20 protein-coding genes, 1 tRNA gene and 2 pseudogenes are annotated in these 25,265 nt (G+C 49.0%); 13 read left to right on the plus strand and 10 right to left on the minus strand.

Annotated features, from left to right (window positions below; all coding sequences use genetic code 11):
* Positions 1-20 precede the first annotated feature (20 nt).
* On the plus strand, positions 21-419 hold the full coding sequence (locus ABV298_RS09760) for a hypothetical protein (RefSeq protein ID WP_353718787.1): 399 nt from the start codon (positions 21-23) through the stop codon (positions 417-419).
* Positions 420-492: 73 nt separating this feature from the next.
* Entirely contained in the window at positions 493-771 is a 279-nt protein-coding gene (locus ABV298_RS09765) for a hypothetical protein (RefSeq protein ID WP_353721940.1), read from the plus strand.
* A 57-nt stretch (positions 772-828) separates the two neighbouring features.
* On the opposite strand, the gene ABV298_RS09770 is transcribed toward ABV298_RS09765, so the two are convergent.
* From ABV298_RS09770 to ABV298_RS09790, 5 genes are all read right to left on the minus strand, one after another.
* Positions 829-1,635, minus strand: a complete 807-nt coding sequence (locus ABV298_RS09770) for a hypothetical protein (RefSeq protein ID WP_353721941.1) — start codon at positions 1,633-1,635, stop codon at positions 829-831.
* Between the two features lie 5 nt (positions 1,636-1,640).
* Complete coding sequence (locus ABV298_RS09775) at positions 1,641-2,273, minus strand: site-specific integrase (RefSeq protein WP_353723164.1); 633 nt, start codon at positions 2,271-2,273, stop codon at positions 1,641-1,643.
* Positions 2,260-2,703 carry a phage integrase SAM-like domain-containing protein gene (locus tag ABV298_RS09780; RefSeq protein WP_353721942.1) on the minus strand — a complete coding sequence of 148 codons (444 nt, stop codon included), beginning with the start codon at positions 2,701-2,703 and terminating at the stop codon, positions 2,260-2,262. Before ABV298_RS09780 ends, ABV298_RS09775 begins: the two co-directional genes overlap by 14 nt.
* 620 nt (positions 2,704-3,323) lie before the next feature.
* Positions 3,324-5,504, minus strand: a complete 2,181-nt coding sequence (locus ABV298_RS09785; RefSeq protein ID WP_353721943.1) for a S8 family peptidase — start codon at positions 5,502-5,504, stop codon at positions 3,324-3,326.
* 34 nt (positions 5,505-5,538) lie between these two features.
* Positions 5,539-6,633 carry a hypothetical protein gene (locus tag ABV298_RS09790; protein ID WP_353721944.1) on the minus strand — a complete coding sequence of 365 codons (1,095 nt, stop codon included), beginning with the start codon at positions 6,631-6,633 and terminating at the stop codon, positions 5,539-5,541.
* 781 nt (positions 6,634-7,414) lie between these two features.
* On the opposite strand from ABV298_RS09790, the gene ABV298_RS09795 reads away from it, so the two are divergent.
* The 3 genes and pseudogenes from ABV298_RS09795 to ABV298_RS09805 all read left to right on the plus strand — a co-directional run bounded on the left by ABV298_RS09795 (position 7,415) and on the right by ABV298_RS09805 (position 12,256).
* A complete protein-coding gene (locus ABV298_RS09795) occupies positions 7,415-8,227 on the plus strand; it encodes a helix-turn-helix domain-containing protein (RefSeq protein WP_353721945.1) in 813 nt (270 codons plus the stop codon).
* Positions 8,228-8,317: 90 nt separating this feature from the next.
* Positions 8,318-9,088: an isocitrate lyase/phosphoenolpyruvate mutase family protein gene (locus tag ABV298_RS09800; RefSeq protein ID WP_353721946.1), complete on the plus strand. Its 771-nt coding sequence runs from the start codon at positions 8,318-8,320 to the stop codon at positions 9,086-9,088.
* Between the two features lie 226 nt (positions 9,089-9,314).
* Positions 9,315-12,256: pseudogene (locus tag ABV298_RS09805) on the plus strand (DEAD/DEAH box helicase).
* Between the two features lie 123 nt (positions 12,257-12,379).
* Here ABV298_RS09805 and ABV298_RS09810 read toward each other — a convergent pair.
* The 3 genes and pseudogenes from ABV298_RS09810 to ABV298_RS09820 form a co-directional block, all read right to left on the minus strand.
* Positions 12,380-13,675 carry an adenylosuccinate synthase gene (locus tag ABV298_RS09810; protein ID WP_353721947.1) on the minus strand — a complete coding sequence of 432 codons (1,296 nt, stop codon included), beginning with the start codon at positions 13,673-13,675 and terminating at the stop codon, positions 12,380-12,382.
* 77 nt (positions 13,676-13,752) lie between these two features.
* Positions 13,753-14,256: a transcriptional repressor gene (locus ABV298_RS09815; protein ID WP_353721948.1), complete on the minus strand. Its 504-nt coding sequence runs from the start codon at positions 14,254-14,256 to the stop codon at positions 13,753-13,755.
* A 127-nt stretch (positions 14,257-14,383) separates the two neighbouring features.
* Positions 14,384-16,673 (minus strand): annotated as a pseudogene (locus tag ABV298_RS09820) (bifunctional (p)ppGpp synthetase/guanosine-3',5'-bis(diphosphate) 3'-pyrophosphohydrolase).
* A gap of 166 nt (positions 16,674-16,839) precedes the next feature.
* On the opposite strand from ABV298_RS09820, the gene ABV298_RS09825 reads away from it, so the two are divergent.
* Positions 16,840-16,921 (plus strand) — tRNA-Leu (locus ABV298_RS09825).
* A gap of 164 nt (positions 16,922-17,085) precedes the next feature.
* Positions 17,086-18,432, plus strand: coding sequence for a trigger factor (gene tig / locus ABV298_RS09830; RefSeq protein ID WP_353721949.1), 1,347 nt, complete (start codon positions 17,086-17,088; stop codon positions 18,430-18,432).
* Positions 18,433-18,508: 76 nt separating this feature from the next.
* On the opposite strand, the gene ABV298_RS09835 is transcribed toward tig, so the two are convergent.
* Positions 18,509-18,883, minus strand: a complete 375-nt coding sequence (locus ABV298_RS09835) for a helix-turn-helix transcriptional regulator (protein WP_353721950.1) — start codon at positions 18,881-18,883, stop codon at positions 18,509-18,511.
* Between the two features lie 249 nt (positions 18,884-19,132).
* On the opposite strand from ABV298_RS09835, the gene ABV298_RS09840 reads away from it, so the two are divergent.
* The 6 genes from ABV298_RS09840 to ABV298_RS09865 all read left to right on the plus strand — a co-directional run bounded on the left by ABV298_RS09840 (position 19,133) and on the right by ABV298_RS09865 (position 24,331).
* A complete protein-coding gene (locus tag ABV298_RS09840; protein ID WP_353721951.1) occupies positions 19,133-19,807 on the plus strand; it encodes an ATP-dependent Clp protease proteolytic subunit in 675 nt (224 codons plus the stop codon).
* 248 nt (positions 19,808-20,055) lie between these two features.
* Positions 20,056-21,300 (plus strand): ATP-dependent Clp protease ATP-binding subunit ClpX, encoded by a 1,245-nt coding sequence (clpX, locus tag ABV298_RS09845; RefSeq protein ID WP_353721952.1) that lies wholly within the window; start codon positions 20,056-20,058, stop codon positions 21,298-21,300.
* 108 nt (positions 21,301-21,408) lie between these two features.
* The gene (locus ABV298_RS09850) at positions 21,409-21,717 is read left to right on the plus strand and encodes a hypothetical protein (RefSeq protein WP_353723290.1); all 309 of its coding nucleotides are present in this window, start codon (positions 21,409-21,411) and stop codon (positions 21,715-21,717) included.
* A complete protein-coding gene (locus tag ABV298_RS09855; protein ID WP_353721953.1) occupies positions 21,614-22,102 on the plus strand; it encodes an SDR family oxidoreductase in 489 nt (162 codons plus the stop codon). Before ABV298_RS09850 ends, ABV298_RS09855 begins: the two co-directional genes overlap by 104 nt.
* A gap of 137 nt (positions 22,103-22,239) precedes the next feature.
* Positions 22,240-23,199 carry a 1-phosphofructokinase family hexose kinase gene (locus ABV298_RS09860; RefSeq protein WP_353721954.1) on the plus strand — a complete coding sequence of 320 codons (960 nt, stop codon included), beginning with the start codon at positions 22,240-22,242 and terminating at the stop codon, positions 23,197-23,199.
* A gap of 70 nt (positions 23,200-23,269) precedes the next feature.
* Positions 23,270-24,331 (plus strand): 6-bladed beta-propeller, encoded by a 1,062-nt coding sequence (locus ABV298_RS09865; protein WP_353721955.1) that lies wholly within the window; start codon positions 23,270-23,272, stop codon positions 24,329-24,331.
* A 41-nt stretch (positions 24,332-24,372) separates the two neighbouring features.
* Here ABV298_RS09865 and ABV298_RS09870 read toward each other — a convergent pair whose 3' ends face one another.
* On the minus strand, positions 24,373-25,098 hold the full coding sequence (locus ABV298_RS09870; protein ID WP_353721956.1) for a hypothetical protein: 726 nt from the start codon (positions 25,096-25,098) through the stop codon (positions 24,373-24,375).
* Positions 25,099-25,265 lie beyond the last annotated feature (167 nt).

The raw sequence follows: 25,265 nt of genomic DNA on the forward strand, positions 1-25,265 counted from the left end.
CACTTGAAACTAAACAAACAATGGTCAGAATAGAATCAACCGATACAGTTTTAGCTAGTGTTATTGACTACGTTAATGGTACAGATAGAGAAATTAACGTCACCGTGGCCCTAAGCGGAATGTTAGTTTCCGGCCGAATGGTGAGCGGACACAGGTTCATGAAGCATGTGATGGATAAAATAGTAATAGATCAGCCTTACAGCTCGGAAATCAAAGACGAAGAGAACAAGAATCTCGAAATCTACTTCGGCGCGCTCAAAAGGAAGTACATGGACGCTACGAAGTATTTTGGAGAGGCTGGCTTTATTCATCTGCTGGATGCCAAGTTCCATAATGGATCAGGAAAGGATCTCGGTCGACGTCCAGCGCATTTTTGGCGCGGTGACCTCGAACAGGTTGTAGGTTTTTATTTCGACTGATACGTCACGGGTGGTCGTCAAGAGGCGGCCACTCCTATCCTAACGCATTAATTCACTGCTAACCCAACGATCGATGAATACAAAAACCACATCAACGCAAGCGCCGCCAGGAGTGCTAATCCATCCGATTCCAGGCGATATACAAGATACGATCGACGATTTCTTCTGTCATCACCCCGACCCGGGAGAAACGGATATGCTACTCTGGCGGATGTTCTACCACGCAACGCTGTACGATATGGATAAAAATGGAGTTGCAGCGTTTTTCGAGGATTATGGGAATCTGCACGGAAGCTTGAAAATTTTAATTTACCGGCTTCGCGCATTGCACAGTCATAATCAAGATGCATAAATGACTCATTGCGGCACCGGCTCTGGCTGGTGCTTCCGTGTTATCAGGCTTCGGACATTATTTTTTCTTTTTGGGTAGTGAATCTAATATGAAGGTAAGTGCTTCAACATCGGCCCTGCTTGCCTTACAATCGGGTAGGCTTTTCAGCTGCTTCAAACTTTCAGAGAACTCAGACCCATCTTGTTTTTTAAAGCAAGACTTCATCTGTTTGTAGCTAAATCTTTCCGCCGGAGGATATAAAAAACCATGTTCCATGCTTTGAGACAAGAAGTACAGCAACGAGCTCGCGGTTCCAAGCCACTTGATTGGCGATATATCGACAATAGGGGTCTGATTGAACACTTCCCCGAAATCCTTTTCAATAGTATCTTCTGAAATCCATGTACCCAAAAGAAGGTTGTATAAAACCGGAATTTGAGGATCAGAAAGCCAGCAATACGATAGCCCGGGAGATCGCGTAATACGCGCCGGCTGTGTTGCTCCTGGACGGCTTAATATCTCGAGTCGTTGTCGTATTAGGTCCCCAGCACTTTTTAGTAGGTCAATGCTGATAATGGCCCCCTTTTCCAATTGAAAAAAGGCTTCTGGACTCAACCTGCTACGCGACGCGTTGGTGGCGGTAAAAGTCAACGCCGCCTCTAATTGTAATGCCCGATCTTGGCACTCAACAAGTGACTCCAAGTCCCCGAGCTCTGCAGTTCTGAGAATGTGATCTACTTCGTCGTTATGCCACGCCTTAAATCGCTTAATTTCAGCATCTATATCGGAAAGATTCCCGAGCTTGTAACCTGCGTCCAACTTTCTATAGGCTTCAAGGACGTCCAAAGGGTCGCCCATATTTCCCATGCTAAAAATTATTGCCATGTCAATTAGAAGTTAAGTTCTGGAAGTCGATCTACGGCCCTTTGCTTAACTTCCTCCACTGCACGTACATATTTGGTCACATGGTTCAGCCCACTATGCCCCAGCAAACTGGCCACGCTCCGAATGTCCGTTTCGTAGATCAGCAGGTTGGTCGCAAATGAATGGCGAGCTACATGGAATGTAATATGTTTCTCTATTTTGGCTCGCTTGCCCCAATTTGCAAGACATTTTAGTACCGCATTATGTGATGGTAGTGAAAACACCGAATCATCAGGGCCTTGGGAATCCCCCATAAGGCGAATTGCCGTCGAGTTTAGGTTGATTGTGACCTTCCTATCTGTCTTCTGTTGATCAATACTTAAAGTGCCGCTCTTAATATTTCGCCATTTAAGCTCGACAATATCACAAAACCGCAAGCCTGTATTACAAGCAAACAAAAAGGCCCGTTTTACGTGTTGATTTCCGCAATATGCTCCTGCCAAAGCTTGCAACTCGTCAGTTGATAAAACATCCTTCGCAATTCGTTGCTTATCCGTTTTGTTAACGATTTCAGCGGCCGGATTTGAGGTGAAGAGCTTATCGCGTGTCGCCGCCTTAACCAGTTTCTTGAACTTTGAAAAATAATCATGGGGGGGTATCTCCGCTCAGCTTTTCATGACCATCAAGCCAATCCTTAAATCCTTGACAGAAGGACTCTGTGATCGCCTTTGGCCGTAACGATTTGTCGCCGGTATACTCCTTCAAATAATTCACACTACAACTTATCATCCGATGATCCTTCTTCGTGTACGACTTCAAAAAGTCGTCGCAATAGACGAAGAAATCAACCGTTCTCCGATGCGTCAGTTCTACATCATAATCGGCGGCACCGATCTCCAGTTCCTTCTTGGCCCTAATAGCCTCCGCCACGCGTTTTGACTCTTCGTTATTTGATTTTTCAATCGGATTCTTCGGTCGCTTGTAAATGTACACGTCCAAAAACTCCGTGCGACGCTTACCGTCTTCGTGAATGTCCAGGTAGTACCGGTACTTATCCTTCAATTCTCTTCGTCGTAGCTTGACACCCATTGGATGATATTTTCCTTTTGTTGTAGGTTGCTTTACAAATATAGGAATCTACCCCGAATAGTAACGTATTGGTAACGGATTTTGAGACACCAACGGAAAACAAAAGAAAGTACCCCATTGGGAACAATAATTAAGTATCTCATTAACAGATAATTATTATTCCATTTATCTCTCTTCTTTTCTGTTGATTTTTAGGTTCGATTCCCGTCCCCGGTACTAAACGGGACTTTGGCGAGAAATCGTCCGAAGTTCCGTTTTTTGTTTTAGCTAAATCACTGTTTACTAATCTCTGACTTTACTTAACTTGTCGCTTAATTCCGACTTTTCCTATTGACAAATTACAGTTTTGACTTTGTTTTTCCCACCGAATAAACGGACCAGGTGCTCGCGGAATCTGCTATTCTCCTAACCTTTTCAATGAAATCGCAGGCAAATTTAGCAATTAGATTTACCTCAAGTAGCGACATTTTTCGCCGCATTGACCTCGTTCACTGATCTGATGAGCGGGTTGTATCAGGCATGGAGATAATTAAAAAGTTTCAAGTGGGGTTCGCTCTATGAATGCATTAAGACAAAAACGGGAGCCGTATGCCAGCTCCCGTTTCACTCGTCATGATAAACTATTTTATAACGATCTTCTTCGTCAGCACTTTTTGGTCTGAAACTACACGGAGGATATAGATTCCTGGCTTCGAATTTTTGACATCCACTTCCATTTCTGGTTGATCTTTGAACAACTTGCCGAATAATTCACGCCCTTCAGAACTTACCACCTCAACCTTACCCGAAGGCAGACCAGTCAGCTTCACACGGAAGAGCCCTGTACTTGGATTGGGATACACGGCGTTCTCAGGAAGTTCTTCGGTAACCTCCTGCGTCGCTGGAAGCATGTAAGTCACCACCGGGCGCTCAACAGCCGCCGTCCGAAGAGTATAATTGGTTGTACAACCTTCCAGGTAAATCCTGACCGCCGATCCGGTGGCAGCGAAGAATCCGTCTTTTAATAGAACTTCATCTTCAGCATGATAGATAGCTTCCGCACCGGAATTAACTACATTTTGTGCTGTGATAGTAGATGAGGCCTGTTGCCGATCCGACGAATTACTGTTCACGGGCGAGAGAATTGTACGGTCCGCCACGCATTCCTCTAAACCGGTAACAATCAACGAAAACTTCTGAGATCCCGAGACTAAACTACCTTTATGATTGATTGTTAGCGTATACGTTTGGCCAGGTGTCGGATTCACAACTTCAATCTTTTCGACATTGTCGCGGTCATTGTCGCCTTGTAGAGCAGGCCCTTGGGCACTGATTTTACCATTAGACCAGTCCAGTTTCCACGGATAGTAGGTCGTTCCATTGGCGGTCAATCGCAAGTCGAGATCATTTACAAGTACAGCAGAGGGATCGTTATCAACTCTGTTGGTACCAGCAGGATCGATCCAGCAAACTGTGGCAACCAAGGGCTCTGTACCCGAAGCCACAAATTCCCTGGAGTAGCTTCCGCTGCTTGCCAATTGATCTTCTGAAATGAACGATTTTCCACCGTTATCGGTAATTGCGTTGGCTGCTTTTTCGGCGTTCAAAAGTCCCCAACCAAAAGCAATGTCCGGCCCTGGGTTGGCGCCGGCTTCACTCGCGGTGTGTAGCATGAGTGCCCTTACCGTTGAAGAACGCATAAAATGCTGGTTGACGTTGTTATAATGCTGCTGGAGTAGCAACACTATACCTGTTACTGTCGGTGCGGCGAAGGATGTCCCGGCTCCATTGGTATAGTCTGTATCCGACCTGGTTGCGACGATCCGAGTGGTGCTGCCGGGCGCGGAGATGTCCGGTTTTACCCGACCATCGTCCGCCGGGCCATAGCTGGAAGGCTCACTTCCCCCACTGTTGATAATCACCGAACTAGGGCCTGTATAGTTGAGTACGTCCCGGGTATTGGCTACCGAGAGGCCGTTTTTTACGACACCGCCGTTATTGAGCTTATCCACCGGCCCACCAGCATTGCCGCCCGCAAATACCGAAATATAGTACGGGGCGCTATACATTACAGAATCCCAGCCTGCGACGTTATAATAGCTTCCATAACCGCCAACAACGTAAGAATGGTTCGAGACCAACAACCCCTGTGATGCGGCGGTTGCTACCTCCGAAAGATCGCCAGTAGGAGTATATGCGTGGACATTCGCCTTGGGGGCGGCGCCTTTTGCCCGGCCATACAACATGTTAGTAGGTGGTGGCGCTATCCATGGAGACGTGTTATTAGTGCCACCTTCCCATGCGATTACCTGCCCGGACACTCCTGTTCCGTGTGCATAGGCAAGGGTCGAGTTAGTAGCAGGATTAAAAGCCGGCCCGTCGATCTGTATAGCCCTGCTCTGAAACGCTTGATGACTTACCCGGATAGGATCATATTCCCAAACGCCGGCAGTCATGCTTTCACCATGGACACTTAAACCAAGTCCACCACCTGAATACAGCTTATCTGCTCTTACTGATATAATATCCTCGGTATCGAGCGGCTGCTCATAGATGGGCTCCCCTTTACTGTCGACCCCCTGCAGATGGAGCTTCCTTCCTTTGTCATCGACTTTATAAAGCGCCCACCCTTTTTGTTGGGCCAGTGCTTGTGCCTTCTTTCTTTTCTCTTCGTCCCGAGCCTTGAATCTTCTACTGTACTCGATCAGTTTATCAACATCAGTTGAGTCCTGAATCTTAACGATTTCCTCTTTGGTTTGTGAGAAAGCGATAGATGACGAAAAACAAAGCACAATGATCGATAAATAACCTAATTGTTTCATAGAATATTATCCGTTTATTGTTGGATTTCGTGACCTATTTTCTTTCTACCAGAGCTTTCACCATTACTTTCAGTTCTTCAATTTCTTTACGTTGCGCCTGATTTTCTTCGTTCTGCTCGATTAAATACAGTGTAAGTTCTTCTATCTTTTCCTGCTGTATACGAGTGATATTTCCCACACTCAATCCTTCGTTCTCCACTGTACCGGCACTTGGTACATTAGGTAAATGCCCATGTTGTTTAATAAAATTCTTAACTTCCTTTAACGATTGAAGCTTGTAATCCGGGTTAAAAACATAGTCGGCCCAACCTGTTCTGATACGTAATTCATCTGTAAGAATTCCCCCTTTGACAAACAACTTGTAAGCGCTCACATCGGCCGTCCCGACAGTGGATGGGAAAGTTGATGTACTGATGCCCATTTTACCATTAATAACAACTTTTGAATCCGCGAAATCGCCGTAAACCAGAGGTGTTACCGTATTACTGTTGGCAATATAAAGCTTGTTACTACTGGTCTCATTGAATCCTGCACTGGCACCTATGAAAACATTTCCTTCTCCCGATACGTTGCTAAAACCAGCACCAGGACCTACGAATACATTTCGCTGACCTATGGTATTATTGAAACCGGCGTTACCTCCAAAGAATGCATTCGAACTACCGGAAGTATTGTTATATCCCGAGTGAAGTCCGAGAAAGGCATTCCAGGAACCAGAGGAATTGAACTTTCCAGACAGACTGCCCACAAATGTATTGTTACTTCCTCCCACATTGGTATAACCGGCATGATAACCTAAAAAAGTATTGGAATTGCCGGTAGTATTGGAGAAACCACTGTAAGCTCCGAAAAAACTATTCAGATAACCGGTTGTATTGACCGGTCCTGAATTAGCGCCGAAGAATGAGTTCTTCGCACTTGTTGACACTGCACCTGCGTTGTATCCGAAGTAGGAAGCTTCACTCCCGCCGGTACCAGCACCTGAACCATCATACGTAACAGTCCCGGAAATACTTTCTGTGCGGGCGGAAGAGTTTGAATTTTCTACCGATTGAGCCTCCACTGAAAGGGCGGAAAAAGATAGATAAAGGGCTGCCGCTATAAGCGACTTTTGTACAGCATTTTTCATTAATGTGACATTTTGTTTTTTGCCCCTACTCTGTTACAGGCTTTTCGGGCACCACCTTATTATTAGGATAAATTATTTCATATTGTAAGGATGCTATTGTCTATAACAACAGATTCCCAAGTCGACTATCTGATTACATGAAACTTATATGCACTATAAGTAAAAACAGATTTTATCGATAGAACCATCAATCGACAACAGTAACCAGAGATATTTGAAAGTTTTGATTAAATCATCGACGACCTATGAGTCAGAATCATCGCGGATACTGTGCACCTTCCCGACGCCCAAGGAATGTTAGACCTAGCAGGTATATTAGCACAATACTAATAAATAGTAAGTAACTTCAAAATAATATAGCTATTAGAAAGAACCATTTTCGACCAATAAGTACATTTATTCGACGAAAGAGATAGTATCTAGTGACGAATTGATACCTTGACATATTATCAGATATTTTTGCCTGATAAAACCGCAGCATTTCAAATATTTTCTTCACGTACCACTGATGAAACTGAAACAGGTGATAACATAAATGTCCCGAGCCTTCTTGTAAAATAGCTAGGTACTGCAATGTACATACGCAGCCCCTGGCCCTTCACTAAGCCGGCAATGACACGTGCAGCTATTGTTTAAATCGCGATCTGGCCAACTCCCATCCGCCACGCCTTCTCCTTGAAAACCGTTCCGTTTTATACAATTCAGAAACCATTATTGAATTTAGATTTGCTACCTTCACACCGGGCGCTGTTCGCCAGGGTAAAACCCGAATGTTACAACTATGGAATTCCGATACTTCCAACCGGCAGAAGCCCTGAAACCGTACATAAAGCATTACTACGTCTTCGAATCGGCGGGTAATGCATTCTATGAGGATACCGTATTTCCCAGTGGCGATATGGAAATCATTTTCAATCTGGGTAGCGGAGTATGGGAGTGTTTCGGGCATAGTTCGTTTCTGCCGAACCCGGCTGTCGAATTGTGGGGGCAGATAACGAAGCCGTTGAGGATTCGTTCCACGGGTAGCCACACCATGCTCGGCGTGCGTTTCTTCACCCATTCGTCGGCGTTCTTTCTGGAAGATGAAATCGGTGTTTTCAACGATCGGGTGTCCGACCTGGCGGATATCCTAGGAAGCGATATCACACATTTGCACCACAGGTTGCTGGAAACGGGTCAGGCCATCGAACGGGTCGCAATTTTGGATGGCTTTTTTACCAGAAAATTGCTGCGCGCGTCGAAAAAAGAAAGACAACTGCAAAAAGTCGCAAGGATCGTGTCGAGCATCACCAACGACCCCACAGAGAATAATATCAGCAACGTCGCAGATCGATACGGCGTAACAACGCGCTATCTCCACAAACTCGTTTACCAGCATACGGGACTTTCACCCAAACACGTTGATAAAATCCACCGTTTCCAGACAAGTCTTCGACTGATTGGCCGGCAGTCCCTGCCGCTCACCTCCGTTGCCTATGATGCCGGCTATTTTGACCAGTCGCATTTTATCAGGGACTTCAAGGCTTTTACGGGACTCACCCCATCGGCCTATCTCGACAATCTTTCGTCTCTCAACCAATTGCTCGCCCATTGAAACGAGCGTTCCGGTTTGTACAATTCCAGTTCCGCGGCATCGAATACCTTTGTGTATGTCAATTCTATAAACAAAGGTAAATTTCAGATTATGGACACATTCGGGACATTTCTCCAACTTCATCAGCAAACCGGACCTTTTCTGCTCGGCAACATCTGGGACGTCAGCAGCGCACACATCTTCGAGGCAGCAGGCTACAAAGCCATCGGTACTTCCAGCCATGCCGTCGCGGCGGCATTCGGTTACGACGATGGCGAAAATCTGCCATTCGATCTGCTGCTTCGCCTGGCCCGCCGGGTAACCGAAACCGTTAGAATTCCGTTCTCGGTAGACCTCGAAGGCGGTTTCAGCGAAACTGCGGCCGGCATTACCGAACACATCAAGATCCTGCACGACGCCGGGGTGGCGGGTATCAACCTGGAAGACACCCTGGCAAAACCGACGCGCAGACTTCGTCCGGCAGAGGAGTTCAAGCAACTGCTTACCCGCGTCGCCGATCAGCTCGAAAGGGAAAATATCCGGATTTTTCTCAATGTCCGGACAGACGCATTCCTGCTCGGCATGCCTAATGCGTTAGACGAAACGATCGGCCGTATCAATATGTACGAAAACACTGGTATTCACGGCATATTCGTTCCTTGCGTCACCGATTCTACGGATATTAAAATGATTACAAGCGAAACAATACTGCCCGTGAATGTGATGTGTATGCCTGCATTACCGGACTTCGGAACGCTTAAAGAGCTCAATGTCAAAAGAATCAGCATGGGGCCGTTTCTTTTTAACAGGATGACCGAACAGACAAAGGCACTGGCCCGTGATGTGGCCGAAGGGCAAAGCTTTGCTCCGCTTTTCTCCTGAGCGGGATTATCTACTATCGCATTACTCTTTATGAGCTTAGGTTTTGAAAGAACTTTTAATCCTAAGCTCAAATTTATTCTACAACATTTTTTTGGGAACAGCGCAACGGCTCTTTCTTTTCGGGTTGATTTAATTTATATTTGAAGTTTCCCAAATCGAAAGGCCCCTGCTGATTGACGGAAGGGCTTCTTCGGCATCAACACGAACCTTAGCCAACGATATTCTAATGAAAGTTTCTCCCTCAGAGCCGTTTAAAATTGTTTATTCAATTCTTAACCATGAGTATCTGGGGTACATCTTCGAAGCCTTTGTCGTTCAGCTCAATGCCCAGGGCGATTTCTCCTTTCAGGTACAGAATATATCGTCCAAAAACATCAAGGAATTCCGTTCGGGGCTGGATACCAGAGACTTCGAGCTCGTCAAGCTGATCGACGACATTCAGCAGGATGCGGTCCTGAAAAAATACAATCCCAAGAAACTGAGCGCGGTGGATTTCTTCCTGAAAGTTTATGACCCTCAGAAGGGAGATAAGACTATTCAGGAGACGATCGCAGGCTATCTTGAAAATTGTAAGTCGCGTATTCTCGAAAGGCTGGCCGGAAAAGATATCTTCATCATGGGGAACGATGGCAACCCGCTGTGGAAACCGGTGGTTTGGGAGCGCGAAAAAGCGACTATCCGCTTCCATTTTATCCGGAACGAGGACAATACCCATTATTTCCCGACGATCCGCCATCAAATGCAAAAGCTGGAATTCCAGTATAAAAATGCATTTCTGATTTGCGAAGATCCCGCCTGGCTAGTGCTCGACGGCCATCTTTACCATTTCGAAGGGAACGTCGACGGCAAGAAAATCAAGCCTTTTCTCGCGAAAAAATTCATTGCCATTCCCGGCCAGGTCGAAGAGCAGTACTATGGCCGCTTCGTGGCGCCGTTGATCGCCTCTTACGACGTTGTGGCGCGCGGCTTTGAAATCCGGAACGTGTCGTCCATTCCCAAAACGATCCTCACGATTTCCGAATACACCTCCAATCCTAAAAAATCTCCGGTACTTTTTCAGGATAATGAAGATGTGGAAGTATTGGAAGAAGAGGATAATGACGTAACATTCGACCTCTCCTTTCAGTACGCAGGCTTTTCGTTCCATTACGACAGCTTCGCGCACGCGTCGAGCGTACACATGGAAAAAAAGGTAACGACTATTTTTTCAACAAGGTTAAAAGGAATATCGAGGTCGAAGGCCAGCATGTGCGCACTTTGAAGGACATGGGGCTGAACATCCGCAACGGCAAAGTTCAAATGCCTAAATCGGAGGCATTCGGATGGCTGCAAAGCAACGCGATCGCATTGGCGGAATATGGCATCACCGTCCGGCAAAATACCGCCGACACGAAACGTTATTTCCTCGGCTACTCGTCCCTCGATATCTCGATCCAGGAGGGCCGCGACTGGTTCGATATCAATGCCAGGGTGCGGTTCGGCGAATACGAGATACCGTTTATCCAGTTGCGGAATTATATTCTGAACCGCAAAAAGGAATTCCTGCTGCCCAACGGCGAAATAGCGGTAATTCCCGAATGGTGGTTTACCAGGTATTCCGAATTCTTCTCCTTTACCGAAAACAGCCACGGAGACGACCAGTTGCGGCTTCGGATGCACCATTTGGCATTGGTACAGGAACTGAAAGAGGATAATCTGGCTACGGCCGTGATCAGCCGCAAGCTGGAAAACCTGCGAAATTTCCAGCACATCGAGCCCGTGGAGGCGCCGGCACATTTTCACGGCCTCTTACGCCCGTATCAGAAAACGGGTTACGACTGGCTGCGGTTTTTGAAGCAATACAGGTTCGGAGGCTGCCTGGCCGACGATATGGGTCTGGGAAAAACGGTGCAAACGCTCGCATTACTGCAATCGGAGAAAGAAGGCGGCGCAGAGCGGCCGTCGATCCTCATCATGCCGACGTCATTGCTTTATAACTGGCAGCTCGAAGCGAGCAAGTTTACACCCGATATGCGCGTGCTGCTGTACACGGGCACGAACCGGGAAAAGGACACGGCACAATTCGATAATTACGATTTGGTACTTACGTCCTACGGTATTGTGCGGCTGGACATCGACATTATGGAGGATTACCGGTTCAATTACGTGATCCTCGATGAATCGCAGGCGATAAAAAACCCGTCGTCCATTATCACAAAGGCTGTAAAACGACTTAATTCGGCACAAAGGCTGGTTTTGACCGGTACACCGATCGAAAATAACACGCTCGACCTCTGGTCGCAAATGTCGTTCGTAAACCCTGGATTACTGGGTACGCAGGCATTTTTCCGGGACGAATTTCAGGTTCCTATCGAGAAGAAAGGGGACGAGGAAAAGACGAAACGGCTTTACAACCTCATCAAGCCATTCATATTAAGGAGATTAAAATCACAGGTCGCAACTGACCTTCCCGAAAAAGTGGAAAGCATCCAGTATTGCGATATGTCCGACGAGCAGGAAAAAACATACGAAGAAGCGAAGGCCTATTACCGCAACCTTATTCTGCAAAGTATCGACGCCGAAGGTATTTCAAAATCGCAACTGGTCGTGTTGCAGGGCCTTACCAAACTCCGGCAGCTCGCTAATCATCCGGTGATGGTCGACCCCGACTATGCGCACGATTCAGGTAAGTTCGAGGACGTGCTTTACAAGCTGCAAACCGTCATGAGCGAGGATCATAAGATATTGATTTTCAGTCAATACATTAAACACCTCGATCTTTTCCGACAGTATCTGGACGAAAAAGAAATCCAGTACGCCTACCTCGACGGCGCCACCCGCGACCGGCAGGAACAGGTAGAGGCGTTCCAGAACGATGAAAACATCAAGATTTTCCTTATTTCCCTCAAAGCCGGCGGGCTAGGTCTCAACCTCACCGCCGCGGACTATGTTTTCATACTCGACCCATGGTGGAACCCGGCCATCGAAGCGCAAGCCGTTGACCGTGCGCACCGGATTGGCCAGGACCGGACGGTGTTTACCTACAAGTTTATCACCAAAAATTCGGTAGAAGAGAAAATCCTCGCATTGCAGCGCTCGAAGAAGCAGCTGGCGGATGATTTAATTTCAAGTGAAGAAGGATTCATCAAGTCGCTGACGCGGGAAGATGTTTTGAATTTGTTGTCATAAGTATTCACCAAGTACAAACGGATGTCACCCTGAGCGGAGTCGAACAGTATTTGCATGATGCATTTGCCCTTCGACTGCCCTCAGGGTGACAGTAACGTTACACTCCTGACTACACTTTAGTCGCTACGCTTCCGCAGTCGCCGCTTCACGGCTAATCAACGCTTCGCGGTCCGGACCGGTTGAAATGAATGTGATCGGCAGTTTCAATTCCTCTTCCAAAAACTTCACATATGCATTCAGTTCCGCTGGGATCGCGTCGAAATCGCGGACACCGTCGAGCGAGGTTTGCCATCCTTTGAATTCCTTATAGACCGGCTCTACCGCCTCGTCGCAAAGGTCGTAGGGCAACTGGTCGCTGAGGGTACCGTCGGCGAGGCGGTAATGGGTACAAACCTTGATTGTTTCAAAAATAGTCAGAACGTCCACTTTCATCATGATCAGCTGCGTTACGCCGTTGATCATGATCGCATATTTCAATGCAGGCAGGTCGAGCCAGCCGGTGCGGCGCGGGCGACCGGTCGTAGCGCCGAACTCGCGGCCTTCCTGACGGATCTTCTCGCCTGTTTCGTCATTCAGCTCAGTCGGGAACGGACCGCTGCCGACACGCGTGCAGTACGCTTTGAAAATACCAAACACCTCCCCGATCTGACGTGGCGCAATGCCCAATCCGGTAGAAGCACCCGCTGTCATGGTAGTGGAGCTGGTCACGAATGGGTAAGAACCAAAATCGATATCGAGCAATGAGCCTTGCGCACCTTCGGCGAGCACGGTTTTGCCCTGCGTCAATGCATCATTCACCACATATTCGCTGTTTACCAGCGTGAATTGCTTGGTGAATTCAATGGCATCGAAGAATTTCTCTTCCGCCGCATGCAATGTCTCTGAGTAATCAAATGAATAGAAATCGAGGATCACTTTGTGTGCATCGACGAGTTTCTTGTATTTGGCCGCAAAATTGGGGGAAAGAATGTCCCCTACGCGTAAGCCCAGGCGGGCCACCTTGTCCTGATAGGCCGGGCCGATGCCGCGCAAAGTTGAACCAATCTTCGAATCGCCTTTCGAGCGTTCATAGGCAGCGTCAAGCAGCGCGTGGGTAGGCAGGATCAGGGATGCTTTTTTCGATACAAACAGGTTGCTGATCAGATCGAGATTATATTTTGCCAGGCCTTCGATTTCCTTTTTAAATACAACCGGGTCGAGCACGACTCCGTTACCGATGATATTCTGGATATCGCTGCGGAAAATCCCCGACGGAATCTGGTGCAGCACGTGTTTGATCCCGTCAAACTCCAATGTGTGTCCGGCATTAGGGCCACCCTGAAAACGGGCTACAACCTGATAGCGTGGCGCCAGGACATCCACAATTTTTCCTTTTCCCTCGTCTCCCCATTGAAGACCAAGTAATACGTCAACTTTCATTCAAATATTGGATTACTGAAAACTATATGGTGTAAGCGGCCCGGCAATGTATGCATTACCGGGCCATGTCGTGATAATTATCTGTCTTCGTAAACTGCCGTGGTCTCCCGCGGTGTATCGGTGCGGTTCTGGCAATTTTCCTTGTTGCAGTTTCCGTAGAAAATAAGCGAGTGGTGCATGACGCTGAAATTCAGCATTTCTCCTACCATGTTCTGGATCGACTGGATCCGCGGATCGCAGAACTCCATCACTTTATGGCAATCCGTACAAATCAGGTGGTCGTGCTGCTTGTTGCCGTACGACTTTTCGAACTGCGCCAGGTTTTTGCCAAACTGGTGCTTGGTAACCAGGTCGCAATCCACGAGAACGTCCAGCGTATTGTAAACCGTTGCCCGGCTCACGCGGTAACGCTTGTTTTTCATGCTGATGTACAGCTCATCTACGTCGAAATGATCCTCCCTGGTGTAAATTTCTTCGAGTATAGCAAAGCGCTCGGGCGTTTTACGAAGTCCTTTGTTTTCCAGGTAAGCCGTCAATATTTTCTTTGCGGCCTCGAAATTTGGTTTGCTGGCTTGTGGCATATCTCTGATAATCTTGCGCGAAAATACGCTTTTTTACTTAAATCACTCTCACATTCGCAAGCTTAGTGCTGCTACCTCATTAATTACCAATTCAATAACACATTGGCTTGGCAATGGTTCAATTTGCCTACTTCCCGTTCAGATTGGTATCGAAACGCTGGACATTGTAAACCCCTTCCACCTGTTCCAACTTGTTAATCAGAATGTCCAAATGCCTGGTATCCTGCACATACAGTTTGATATCGCCATTGAAAACACCGTCCTTGGTATCGATCGTCAGGCCGCGCATATTGATATGCAGCTCGTTTGAAATGATCCTGGTCACGTCGTTCACCAGCCCCACACGGTCGGTGCCCGAAAGATAAAGCCCCGCCAGGAACGCCTCTTCCTTGCCCGACCATTTGGCTTTGATAATGCGGTTGCCGTGTTTGGACATCGGCTCCGCGGCGTTCGGGCAGGTGGTGCGGTGTATTTTAATACCCTCATTGATCGTCACGAACCCGAAAACGTCGTCGCCCGCAATGGGGTTACAGCATTGCGCGAGTTTGTAATCGATCTTATCCATATCGTCGCCTATCAGCAGCGTGTCGCTATCCGCCCGGTCGCCATGGATCTGCTTCAAATACTTCGTAAGCGCCTTGCCGTCGGTGCCCGCAACGGGTGGCAGGTTATGATTATTCCCGCTTTCGGTCGCTTTGCGCTCTTTCGCCTCCCGGTCTTTCTTGAACCGTTTCAGCTCGTCGATCTGGATATAGCCTTTTCCGATCCGGTAGAAGAAGTCGGTCGTGGTTTTGCACTCGAAGAATGCCCGTAACTGGTTCATCACCTCCGCTGTGGCATCCATACCGAGGATTTTAAGCTTTTTCTCGACCATCTGGCGACCGTCGGTTTCGTGGCGCCGGTTCTCCTCTTTCAGAAAATCCTTGATCCTCGCACGCGCTTTTGACGTAACGACGATCCTCAGCCAGTCTTCATTGGGCTTCTGTTTGCTGGATGTGATGATTTCGATCTGATCGCCATTGTTCAAAACATAGCTGATCGGCACGAGGATACCGCCTACTTTCGCCGCCATACAATGCGCACCCACTTCCGAATGGATATCGAATGCAAAGTCAAGCGCCGTTGCCCCGGCCTGCAATACCTTCAGTTCGCCTTTGGGGGTAAATACAAATACCTCTTCGTTGAAAAGATTGCTTCTGAACTCGTCGAGAAACTCGATAGCCGCCGTCTTATCGCCAAAACCATTTTCCAGCGTCTCGCGCACCTGCGTGATCCATTGCTCGATATTGCCTTTGACCTTGGTGTCGTTGCCTTTATATTTCCAGTGTGCCGCATACCCTTTCTCCGCGATCTCGTCCATCCTCGTCGTACGGATCTGCACCTCCACCCATTGCCCGCTTTTACTCATTACCGTCGAATGCAGCGACTGGTAGCCATTAGCCCTCGGCGTACTCAGGAAGTCCTTCAGACGATCGGGGTTAGGTTTGTAATGATCGGTAACAATGGAATAGGCCTGCCAGCAAATCGCTTTTTCACGGTCGCTTTCCGGCGGTGATTCGAGCACGATCCGGATCGCGAACAGGTCGTAGATTTCCTCGAAAGGCTTGTTCTGTTTCCGCATTTTGTTCCAGATCGAATAGATTGACTTCGGACGGCCTTTGAGGATAAAATTCAGCCCTGCGGATTCCAGATCCTGGGCGATAGGCTCCATAAACTTCGAAATGAAGCGGTCGCGCGTGTTTTTGGTTTCCCGCAGCTTCCTTGCGATGGCGCGGTATTCCTGCGGCTCGGTATATTTGAGATATAATTCTTCCAGCTCCGACTTGATCGTGTACAAGCCTAGCCGGTGCGCCAGCGGTGCGTAGATGAATATCGTTTCTGGAAGCGATTTTAAGCTGCTTGTCGCGCGGCATGCTGTCGAGCGTGCGCATGTTGTGCAAGCGGTCGGCGAGCTTGACGAGAATTACGCGCACGTCGTCCGAGAGCGTAAGCAGCATTTTCCGGAAATTCTCGGCCTGCTGCGAAGAACCGTATTCGAAACGGCCCGAGATTTTGGTCAGCCCGTCGATAATTTTGGCCACTTTCTTGCCGAACAGCCGCTCGATGTCGTCGATACCCATGTCGGTATCCTCCACGACGTCGTGCAGCAATGCGGCCACGATCCCGGTGGTACCCAGCCCGATTTCCTCGACAACGATCTGCGCCACCGCGAGCGGGTGGTAAATATATGGCTCTCCCGACCGGCGACGCATGTCCTTATGCGCATCGACGGAAGTATAAAAGGCTTTTTTGATTAATTTAGCATCATTATCCTTCAAAAAAGGTTTGGCTGTTCTTAAAAGCCGGCGGTATTTTTTGAGGATATCCTTACGCTCCTGTTCCAGGTCAATATTGAGGGATTCAACCAGTTGCTCCACTGCTATTTTTTATTAGTATGCTTCACCAAAATAACAAATTTTAGCGACATTTTTCAACACGTCTTTACCCAAAGATAAAATTTTGGAAAAAGTTTGGATGTTTTTAAAAATTAGAAATACCTTTGCACTCCCATTTGACGATCGTATCGAAAAAAGGGGTAAGTGAGCGGGCGTGGCGGAACTGGTAGACGTGCTAGACTTAGGATCTAGTGCCGCAAGGCGTGGGGGTTCGATTCCCTCCGCCCGTACAAAATACAAGGGAATGACGGGGCGTCAGATTCCTGTTTTGTCTGGAAAAATGAGCTGCTCCGTAGTATTGAAACCCGTCAAATGCCCTCAGGACTTCGTTTTGAGGGCATTTTTATTTTTTTCAGTTCAATGTAAAAGGTAATTACCAATAGCTTAGCGACACATGGAAGTTTTGTTAGAAAAGAGTTCGCCGACATTAGCCTCTCTGAAAGTAACGTTGACCAAGGAAGATTATCAGCCAAAAGTTGATAAGACGATCAAGGATTATTCGAAACGCGTGAACCTGAAAGGATTTCGTCCCGGCAAAGTACCATCCCATGTGATCCAGCGCATGTATGGTAAGAGCATTCTCGTCGACGAGGTGAACAACCTCCTCAGCAACGCGGTGAGCAACTACATCCGCGAAAACAAATTGCAGGTGGTAGGCGACCCCGTACCCGATCGCGAGAAAGCGGCGGAAGTGAACTGGGATACCCCAAACTCGTTCGAATTCAGCTACGACCTGGGCATCGCTTCGGATTTCGAAGTGAACCTGAGCGAGTTGCCTGCTATCAAACGCTACACGATCGATGTGGACGATAACGAACTGACCAAGACGGTCGACAGCCTCCGCGAGCGTTTCGCCGACAGTATCCATCCGGAAGTAAGCGAAGCCGGCGACATGATTTTCGGCGAGCTGAAACAGGGCGAATTCACCACCCGCACCGCTATCCCTACCAAACAGGTGAAAGAAGAAGCGGCAGCGAAATTCATCGGCGTGAAGAAGGGCGACGTGATCACTTTCGACATCAAGGACACATTCACCGACGAGTCGGCGATTGCCCACGTAACCGGCAAAAAGAAGGAAGATATCGCCGACCTTTCGGGCGAATATACACTGACAGTTGAAGACGTAACCCGCTCGGCACCAGCCGCATTAACGCAGGAATTCTTCGATAAAGTGCTGGGACCGGGACAAGTTGAAAGCGAAGAGCAGTTCAACGAGAAGGTGCTGGAAATCATCAAAAGCAACTATGAGCGTGAAACCGAAGCATTGCTCCGCCGCGATATCGAGAATGCATTGCTCGATAACATTTCAATCGAACTGCCCGAAGAATTTCTGAAAAACTGGCTGGAACGTACCAACGAAGGCAAGTTCACCCGCGAGCAGATTGACGAGCAGTTCGGCGATTTCGCAAAATCCCTGAAACTGAGCTTGATCAAAAACAAAATCGCGGATAAGTCGGAAGTGAAAGTAGAATATCCTGAAATCCTGGCATTCACCCGCGAAATGGTGAAAGGACAGTTCGGTATCTATGGCGACGACGAAGCGATGAAAGAAACGATCGACCGCGTGGCACAAGGCTACCTTGCCGACAAAGAACGGGATAACTATACGAGCGTGTTCAACCAGGTGTTCGACAACAAGGTTCTCGAAGTAATCCGCAGCCAGGTAAGCACCGACGAGCAGACCGTAGACGTGGCCGAATTTGAAAAACTGGCGAAAGGCGAAGTAGAAGCCGAAGCTTAATTTTCGGAATATATAAAAAGCATTTTTTCACCGTCCCACGCCTGGCGTGGGCGGTGTTTTTTTGTTTTAGTACATTCTAAAAACCAATGCGCTGGCGCTCCTCTCCTATCTGGCGGATAATGCCGTCGCCGAACAATTGCCGGAATTTCAGCTTCCATTGATCCAGCTCATTCTGCAACCGGCGGTTTTCCGCCAGAATGCGGGTATTTTCCTGGCGAAGCCATTCCGTTTCGGACATGGTCACATCGATTCCCAGCAACTCGGGCAATGGCACGTCGAGCAGCTTCGCGACATTCTCCAGTCTTGAAACGGAAAGCTCGGTGCGGCCGCGTTCGATATCGCCGTAGGCCGTGGTCGACAGCCCGAGCATGTCTGCCATATTTTCCTGCGAAAGGCCTTTTTGTAGCCTTATCTGCCTTATTTTCTCCGATAAATTGGATGTCACGTTCATAATGTCCGATTATAATGCGTGGTATAACGTTTTTATGCTGCAATGTAATCTTTTATGATGGCTGCCGACTGTCGCATTTTTCGATAAATTGTCGCTGAAATTGACAACGATTATTCGGTGAAATAGTCAAATTTGTGCCGTGCAACTGCGAAACCAGCGGCGGTATAACCAGAAACTAAGCTATATTGCTTTTTGTTCTCGCAGTCGGTTGTCCTTTAACTATTGATTAATTAAAATTTAAATTTTTCGATGAATTACGGAAATGAATTTAGAAAATACGCCGTTCACCACCTGGGAATGAATGGTCTGACCGTGGACGGTTACATGAACCACTCTGTTGAAAACATGACCCGTTCGGTAATCGAGGAACGCCCTATGAACTTCCGCGAGGTCGACGTGTTCTCCCGTCTGATGGCCGACCGCATTATTTTTATGGGTACGGGTGTCGACGACAATATCGCCAACATCATCGTAGCCCAGCTACTCTTCCTCGAATCGGCAGATCCCAAAAAAGACATCCTGATGTACATCAACAGCCCCGGCGGCTCGGTATACGCAGGTTTGGGTATTTACGACACCATGCAATATGTCCGTCCGGATGTGGCGACCGTATGTACCAGCCTCGCGGCTTCTATGGGCGCGGTGCTGCTCGCAGGCGGCGCGGCAGGCAAGCGCTCGGCGCTCCCGCACGCACGTGTGATGATCCACCAGCCTTCCGGCGGCGCGCAGGGAACTTCGGTCGACATCGAGATCACCACCCGTGAAATCGTGAAACTTCGCCACGAACTGTACGATATCCTGGCACATCACACCGGCCAGACGCCCGAGCAAATCGCGTTGGATTCCGATCGTGACAAATGGTTGAAGGCGACGGAAGCAAAAGATTACGGCTTGATCGACGAGGTGCTTACCCGCGAAAAATAAGTTGAACGAACTTTCAAAAAACGCCCCGGCTGCCTGTCTGTCGGGGCGTTTTTAGTATAAGGCTAAGACCTGATTTGGTAACCCGGTCAAAAAACCGGAAATTTGCAGGAAGATAACCGCTAGTTGTCAATTCAAGGGAAGATTTGAACATTACAGTCGGTCTTCGTGTTAAGTTGACTCACACGTTTGTTAATACGGCTATTTTGTTTCACAGCCGGAAACATTCACCAAACTGTTAAATCGAATCGATGGCACAAGTAAGTTGTTCGTTCTGCGGACGTAAAAAAAGCGAAGTAGATTTGCTTCTTTCCGGGATTGACGCTCACATTTGTAACCACTGCATTGCCCAGGGGCATCAGGTAGTTACCGAAGAGCTGGGACCGAAGGAGGATAAGAAAGAAAAGAAATCGAAGCTTCCGAAACTGAAACCTATTCCTCCTGCTGAAATCAAGCATTTCCTCGAACAATATGTCATAGGCCAGGACGAAGCGAAGCGCTCACTGGCGGTGGCTGTATATAATCACTATAAACGTCTCAACCAGGTACCTTCCGAGGACGACGTTGTGATCGAGAAGTCCAACATCATCATGGTAGGCGAAACCGGTACCGGTAAAACCTATCTCGCCAAATCCATCGCACGCATTCTGCAGGTACCGTTCTGCGTGGCCGACGCGACGGTCGTTACCGAAGCCGGTTATGTGGGTGAAGATGTGGAAACGATTCTTACCCGTTTGCTCCAGGCCGCGGATTACAACGTAGAAGCTGCCGAGCGCGGTATCGTTTACATCGACGAGATCGACAAGATCGCCCGTAAGTCGGATAACCCTTCCATTACCCGCGACGTAAGCGGCGAGGGCGTGCAGCAGGCGTTGCTGAAACTGCTCGAAGGGTCGGTCGTGAACGTTCCGCCTCAGGGAGGCCGCAAGCACCCCGATCAGAAGATGATTTCTTTGAATACCGAAAACATCCTCTTCATTTGCGGCGGTGCATTCGACGGTATCGAACGCCACATCGGAAAACGTATCAATACCCGCCCGATCGGCTTCAATGGCGATAACCGCATTATCGAGATCTTCGACAAAGGCAATCTGATGCGCTACGTAACCGCGCAGGACCTGAAATCGTTCGGACTGATCCCCGAGCTGATCGGCCGTCTGCCGGTGCTCACGCATTTGAACCCGCTCGACCGTGAGACGCTGCGCCGCATTCTCACCGAACCTAAGAATGCATTGGTAAAACAATACAGCAAACTCTTCGCGATGGAAGGCATCAGTCTGCATTTCGAAGACGCGGTACTCGATTACATTGTGGACCAGGCGATGATCTATAAACTCGGCGCCCGCGGTCTGCGCGCGATTTGCGAATCGATCATGACCGACGCGATGTTCGACCTGCCATCGCAAAAGGATGTGAAGGAGTTCACGTTGTCGCTCGACTACGCGAAAGATAAATTCGAAAAATCTTCCATGGCGTTGCTCCGCTCAGTGGCCTAGCAATCATTACATTAGCGTTTTTACAAGCGCCCCGCCTCTTCCAAAGACGCGGGGCGCTTCTTTTTTGATACCAATAGTCCTACTTTTACATTAAAACGCTATATTTTAATGGAAACCTGGCTTATCAATAAATCGATCGTCATTATCGGGGGAACCACCGGCGTGGGGCTTTCCGCGGCTCAGGCCTTTGTCCGCAATGGCGCGAACGTGGTGGTAGTAGGCAGCAATCCCGAGAGTTGCCTGCTGGCAGAGCTGAACCTGGGGGGGCAATGCAAAAGCGAAACAGGGCGATGCCAGGCAGCCGCAAGTAGCATTGGACGCGATTCAGCTTTGCATTCGCGAATTCGGGAGCTTCGACGCGTTGTATCACGTGCCGGAAGAAACGGAAGAGCCCCTGCCCGACGGTCCATTGCATGAGATCGGCCTCGAAGGCTGGCGTAAAACGCTCGATTATAACCTTACATCGCTGATGCTTTCCAACCAGGCGGCCGTACGGACCTTCATGGGAATGAACAAAGGCGGAAGCATCCTTAACCTTTGTCCCGAAGCCCTGGCGACGGAAAATAATGCGGCCAGCCACGGAAGCGCCACTTCTAAGGCGGCTATTATCGGTTTTTCAAAATCCGTTGCGGCGAACTACGCGGCGCACGGTGTCCGCATCAATGTCATCGCTGCCGGCACTGCGCTCGCTTCCGATCTGGATGGAGCGGCGGTATACCTGCTTTCGGATCATGCCCGGTTTACCAATGGGCAGGTGCTCGTAGTCGATGGGGCCAAGCGCGTCCCGGAAGAAGAATACTAATGCCGCCGGGCAACGGTTGTACTGTGAAGAAATTGCTGTGAACGCGTGTAGAATCGCTTTTTTTCTTTTATTCGCGTAAAATAGTTGAAATAGTTGTTTCAAAAACTGTTGGTTTTAACCCAGACACCCGTACTCCTATGGCTACCGGACCCATTGTAACGCTTACAATAAATCCCGCGCTCGATAAAAGCTCCAACGTTCCGCGCATCGTACCAGACAACAAGCTGCGTTGCGAAACGCCTAATTTCGAGGCCGGAGGAGGCGGGATAAACGTAGCCAAGGCCATTCACAGGCTCGGAGGAAACCCGATAGCGATCTTCACAATCGGCGGACCGACCGGCCAACGCCTGCATAAGCTTGTCAAAAGCGAGGGCGTGGAAACCATGGTAATCGAAACCAAGCAATGGACCCGCGAGAACTTTCATGTGCTCGAAACAAGCACAGGCTTTCAATACCGCTTCGGAATGCCCGGCACCGAAATGATGCCCACCGAAGTGCGTGCGATCCTGGAAACGATGGAAGAACTCGATCCTAAGCCTTCTTACATCATCGCCAGCGGCAGCCTTCCGCCGGGAGTCCCTTCCGACTTTTACGGGCAAATCGCCAAAATAGCCCACGACCAGGGGGCCCGCTTCATCGCCGATACTTCAGGCGACGCATTGCGCTATGCCACCGAAGCCGGTGTTTACCTACTGAAACCCAACATCACAGAGCTCAGCGAACTCGTAGGGGTGGATAAACTGGAAATGGACGAGGTCGACGACGCGGCGCGCGCGCTCATCATACGCGGGCAATGCGAGATCGTGATCGTGTCCATGGGCGCAATGGGCGCGATGCTTGTCACCGAAGACCAGGTAGAGCACATTCCCGCGCCACCGGTACAACCCAAAAGTACGGTAGGGGCCGGCGACAGTATGCTCGCGGGCATTATCTGGACATTATCTCAGGGTAAATCCTACCGCGAGGCAGTCAGAATGGGGGTAGCCTGCGGAACCGCAGCGACAATGAACTCCGGCAGCGAGCTTTTCAGAATGCAGGATGTAAACCGCCTGCTCGACTGGCTGAACCGCTATGGAAAGCGCTATTCGGCGGGTTAATCAAATCCATTCCGGAGTAAATAGTAAGAAACCGGGAACACGGTCTTTTTCAAAATAAAAAGACCTGGTCATGTCCGATACACATTCCCGCCGTCAGTTCGCGAAAATCACCGCTGCTACTGCCGCCGCCCTTACTTTCAAGCCATTTTATATCCTGCACGCCAAACCCAAAGCGGACGGCGAGGTGATTGGTCATGGTACTCACCGGTACAAGGTGCACCAGGGCTGGGGTAACCTCGACGCTTCGCAGTTTCCGGTCAACAACTGCCACGAAATGGTGCAGGACAGCAAAGGCAGGCTTATCATGGTGGGGGATGAAATTAAAAACAATATCCTGGTGTATGACCGCTCGGGCAAGCTGCTCGAAAGCTGGGGACATGAATTTCCGGGCGGGCATGGCCTTACGCTCTGGAACGCCAATGGCGAGGAATTCCTGTTCATCAGCGACCCCAATATCGGCAAGGTTTTTAAAACAGATTTAAAAGGAAAGATCCTGCTGACAATCGAACATCCTTCGAAAGTGGGCGCTTACAAAGAAAATGACCCATTCAAGCCCACTGAGACGGCCATTGGCCCCGACGGCACCATTTATGTTGCCGACGGCTACGGTTCTCAATGGATTTTGAGATACACCCCCAAAGGCGAGTTTATCGACAAGTTCGGCGGCTCCGGCGATGGCGACGCGCAATTCTCCACCGCCCACGGCATCGCGATCGACTACCGCGACAAAGCCAATCCGACGCTCATCGTTACCTCCCGCGCGCACAACGCATTTAAGAAATTCACATTGGATGGCAAATACATCAGCACGATCTTTCTTCCGGGCGCATTCGTCTGTCGGCCGGTTTTCAAAGACGATACGCTTTACGCGGGCGTATGCTGGTCGCGCCTGCGTTACCTGAACCAGACTCCCAATTCAGGCTTCGTAACGATCCTCGACAAATCCAACAAGGTGATATCGAATCCCGGCGGAACCAAACCCGAGTATCGAAACGGCGAGCTTCAACTGATGTTGCAGGAAAAACCGATATTCATGCATTGCCACGACGTTTGCATCGACAATGACCACAACATTTACGTGTGCCAGTGGAATGCGAAGAAAACTTACCCGGTGAAACTGGAAAGGGTTTAACCTGAGCAGGCACAAACAATAAAATCGATCCGCTGGCTGCGCTAGCGGATCAATTTTATTGTTATCCCATTCACCACCATGGTGGAAACCGTCAGAATACCATAAGCTGCTCCGATCGGCATTTGCGGAACAAGCCATGCCACTCCCACCAGAAAAGCCACAAATCCGTAACCCGCGAGCAGCAAACCGTACAAAATCCGGATCGCCGCGTCGGAACCCTGCTGCGAATGCGTGAACACCGCCAGCGTTGAAGTCATGATCGGAAACGGCGTCAGTATCCCGCTCCATGTAGGCCCTAGGTAATCGGCCGCCTGCGTCAGCATTACCACGAAAAACGTCGCGACGAGCATTCTCAGAGGAATATCCCAGGAGGGTTGTTTCCTGAAATCGGGTTTTGACTTCGGTTTCGGGAAAAAATATAAAACGAGTGTCAGCACGATCAGGTTAAGGCCGACAGCGGCGGGAAGCGAAATATCACGGCCGAGGGAAAGCAACGCCACCACGAAAAATGCGCCGTAGCTGATAAAAACGGTAGGTAACCAATTCAATCTGGCAGACAATATCGCATATATCAACGCGAAAAGCATTGTTCCTACCGAGCCCAGTAATGCGGAGGTAATAGTCGAAGCCACGAATGCGGCGCCGTGTTCCAGGGCAATGAAGAACGATATCGGCCCCGCTACCCACGGGAAACCGCCGATCCAGCCGCCCAACCCTTCACCCCACTTGCGAACGGCCAATGTGACTCCGGCAATAAGCGGGGGCATAAGGACGATCTTGGCTAAAAGCAGGTCTGACAATGGATTAATGCGGCAAAATGTTGCACAAATTTACATTTAACAGCTTAATGCACTGAAAATTTGAGAAAATAGTTCCTTGTTTTAATTGCAACACAGTTGCAATCATTTTACTTTTGCAACGTTGTAACAAAAAG

The sequence above is a fragment of the Dyadobacter sp. 676 genome (assembly GCF_040448675.1).
GTDB lineage: Bacteria > Bacteroidota > Bacteroidia > Cytophagales > Spirosomataceae > Dyadobacter.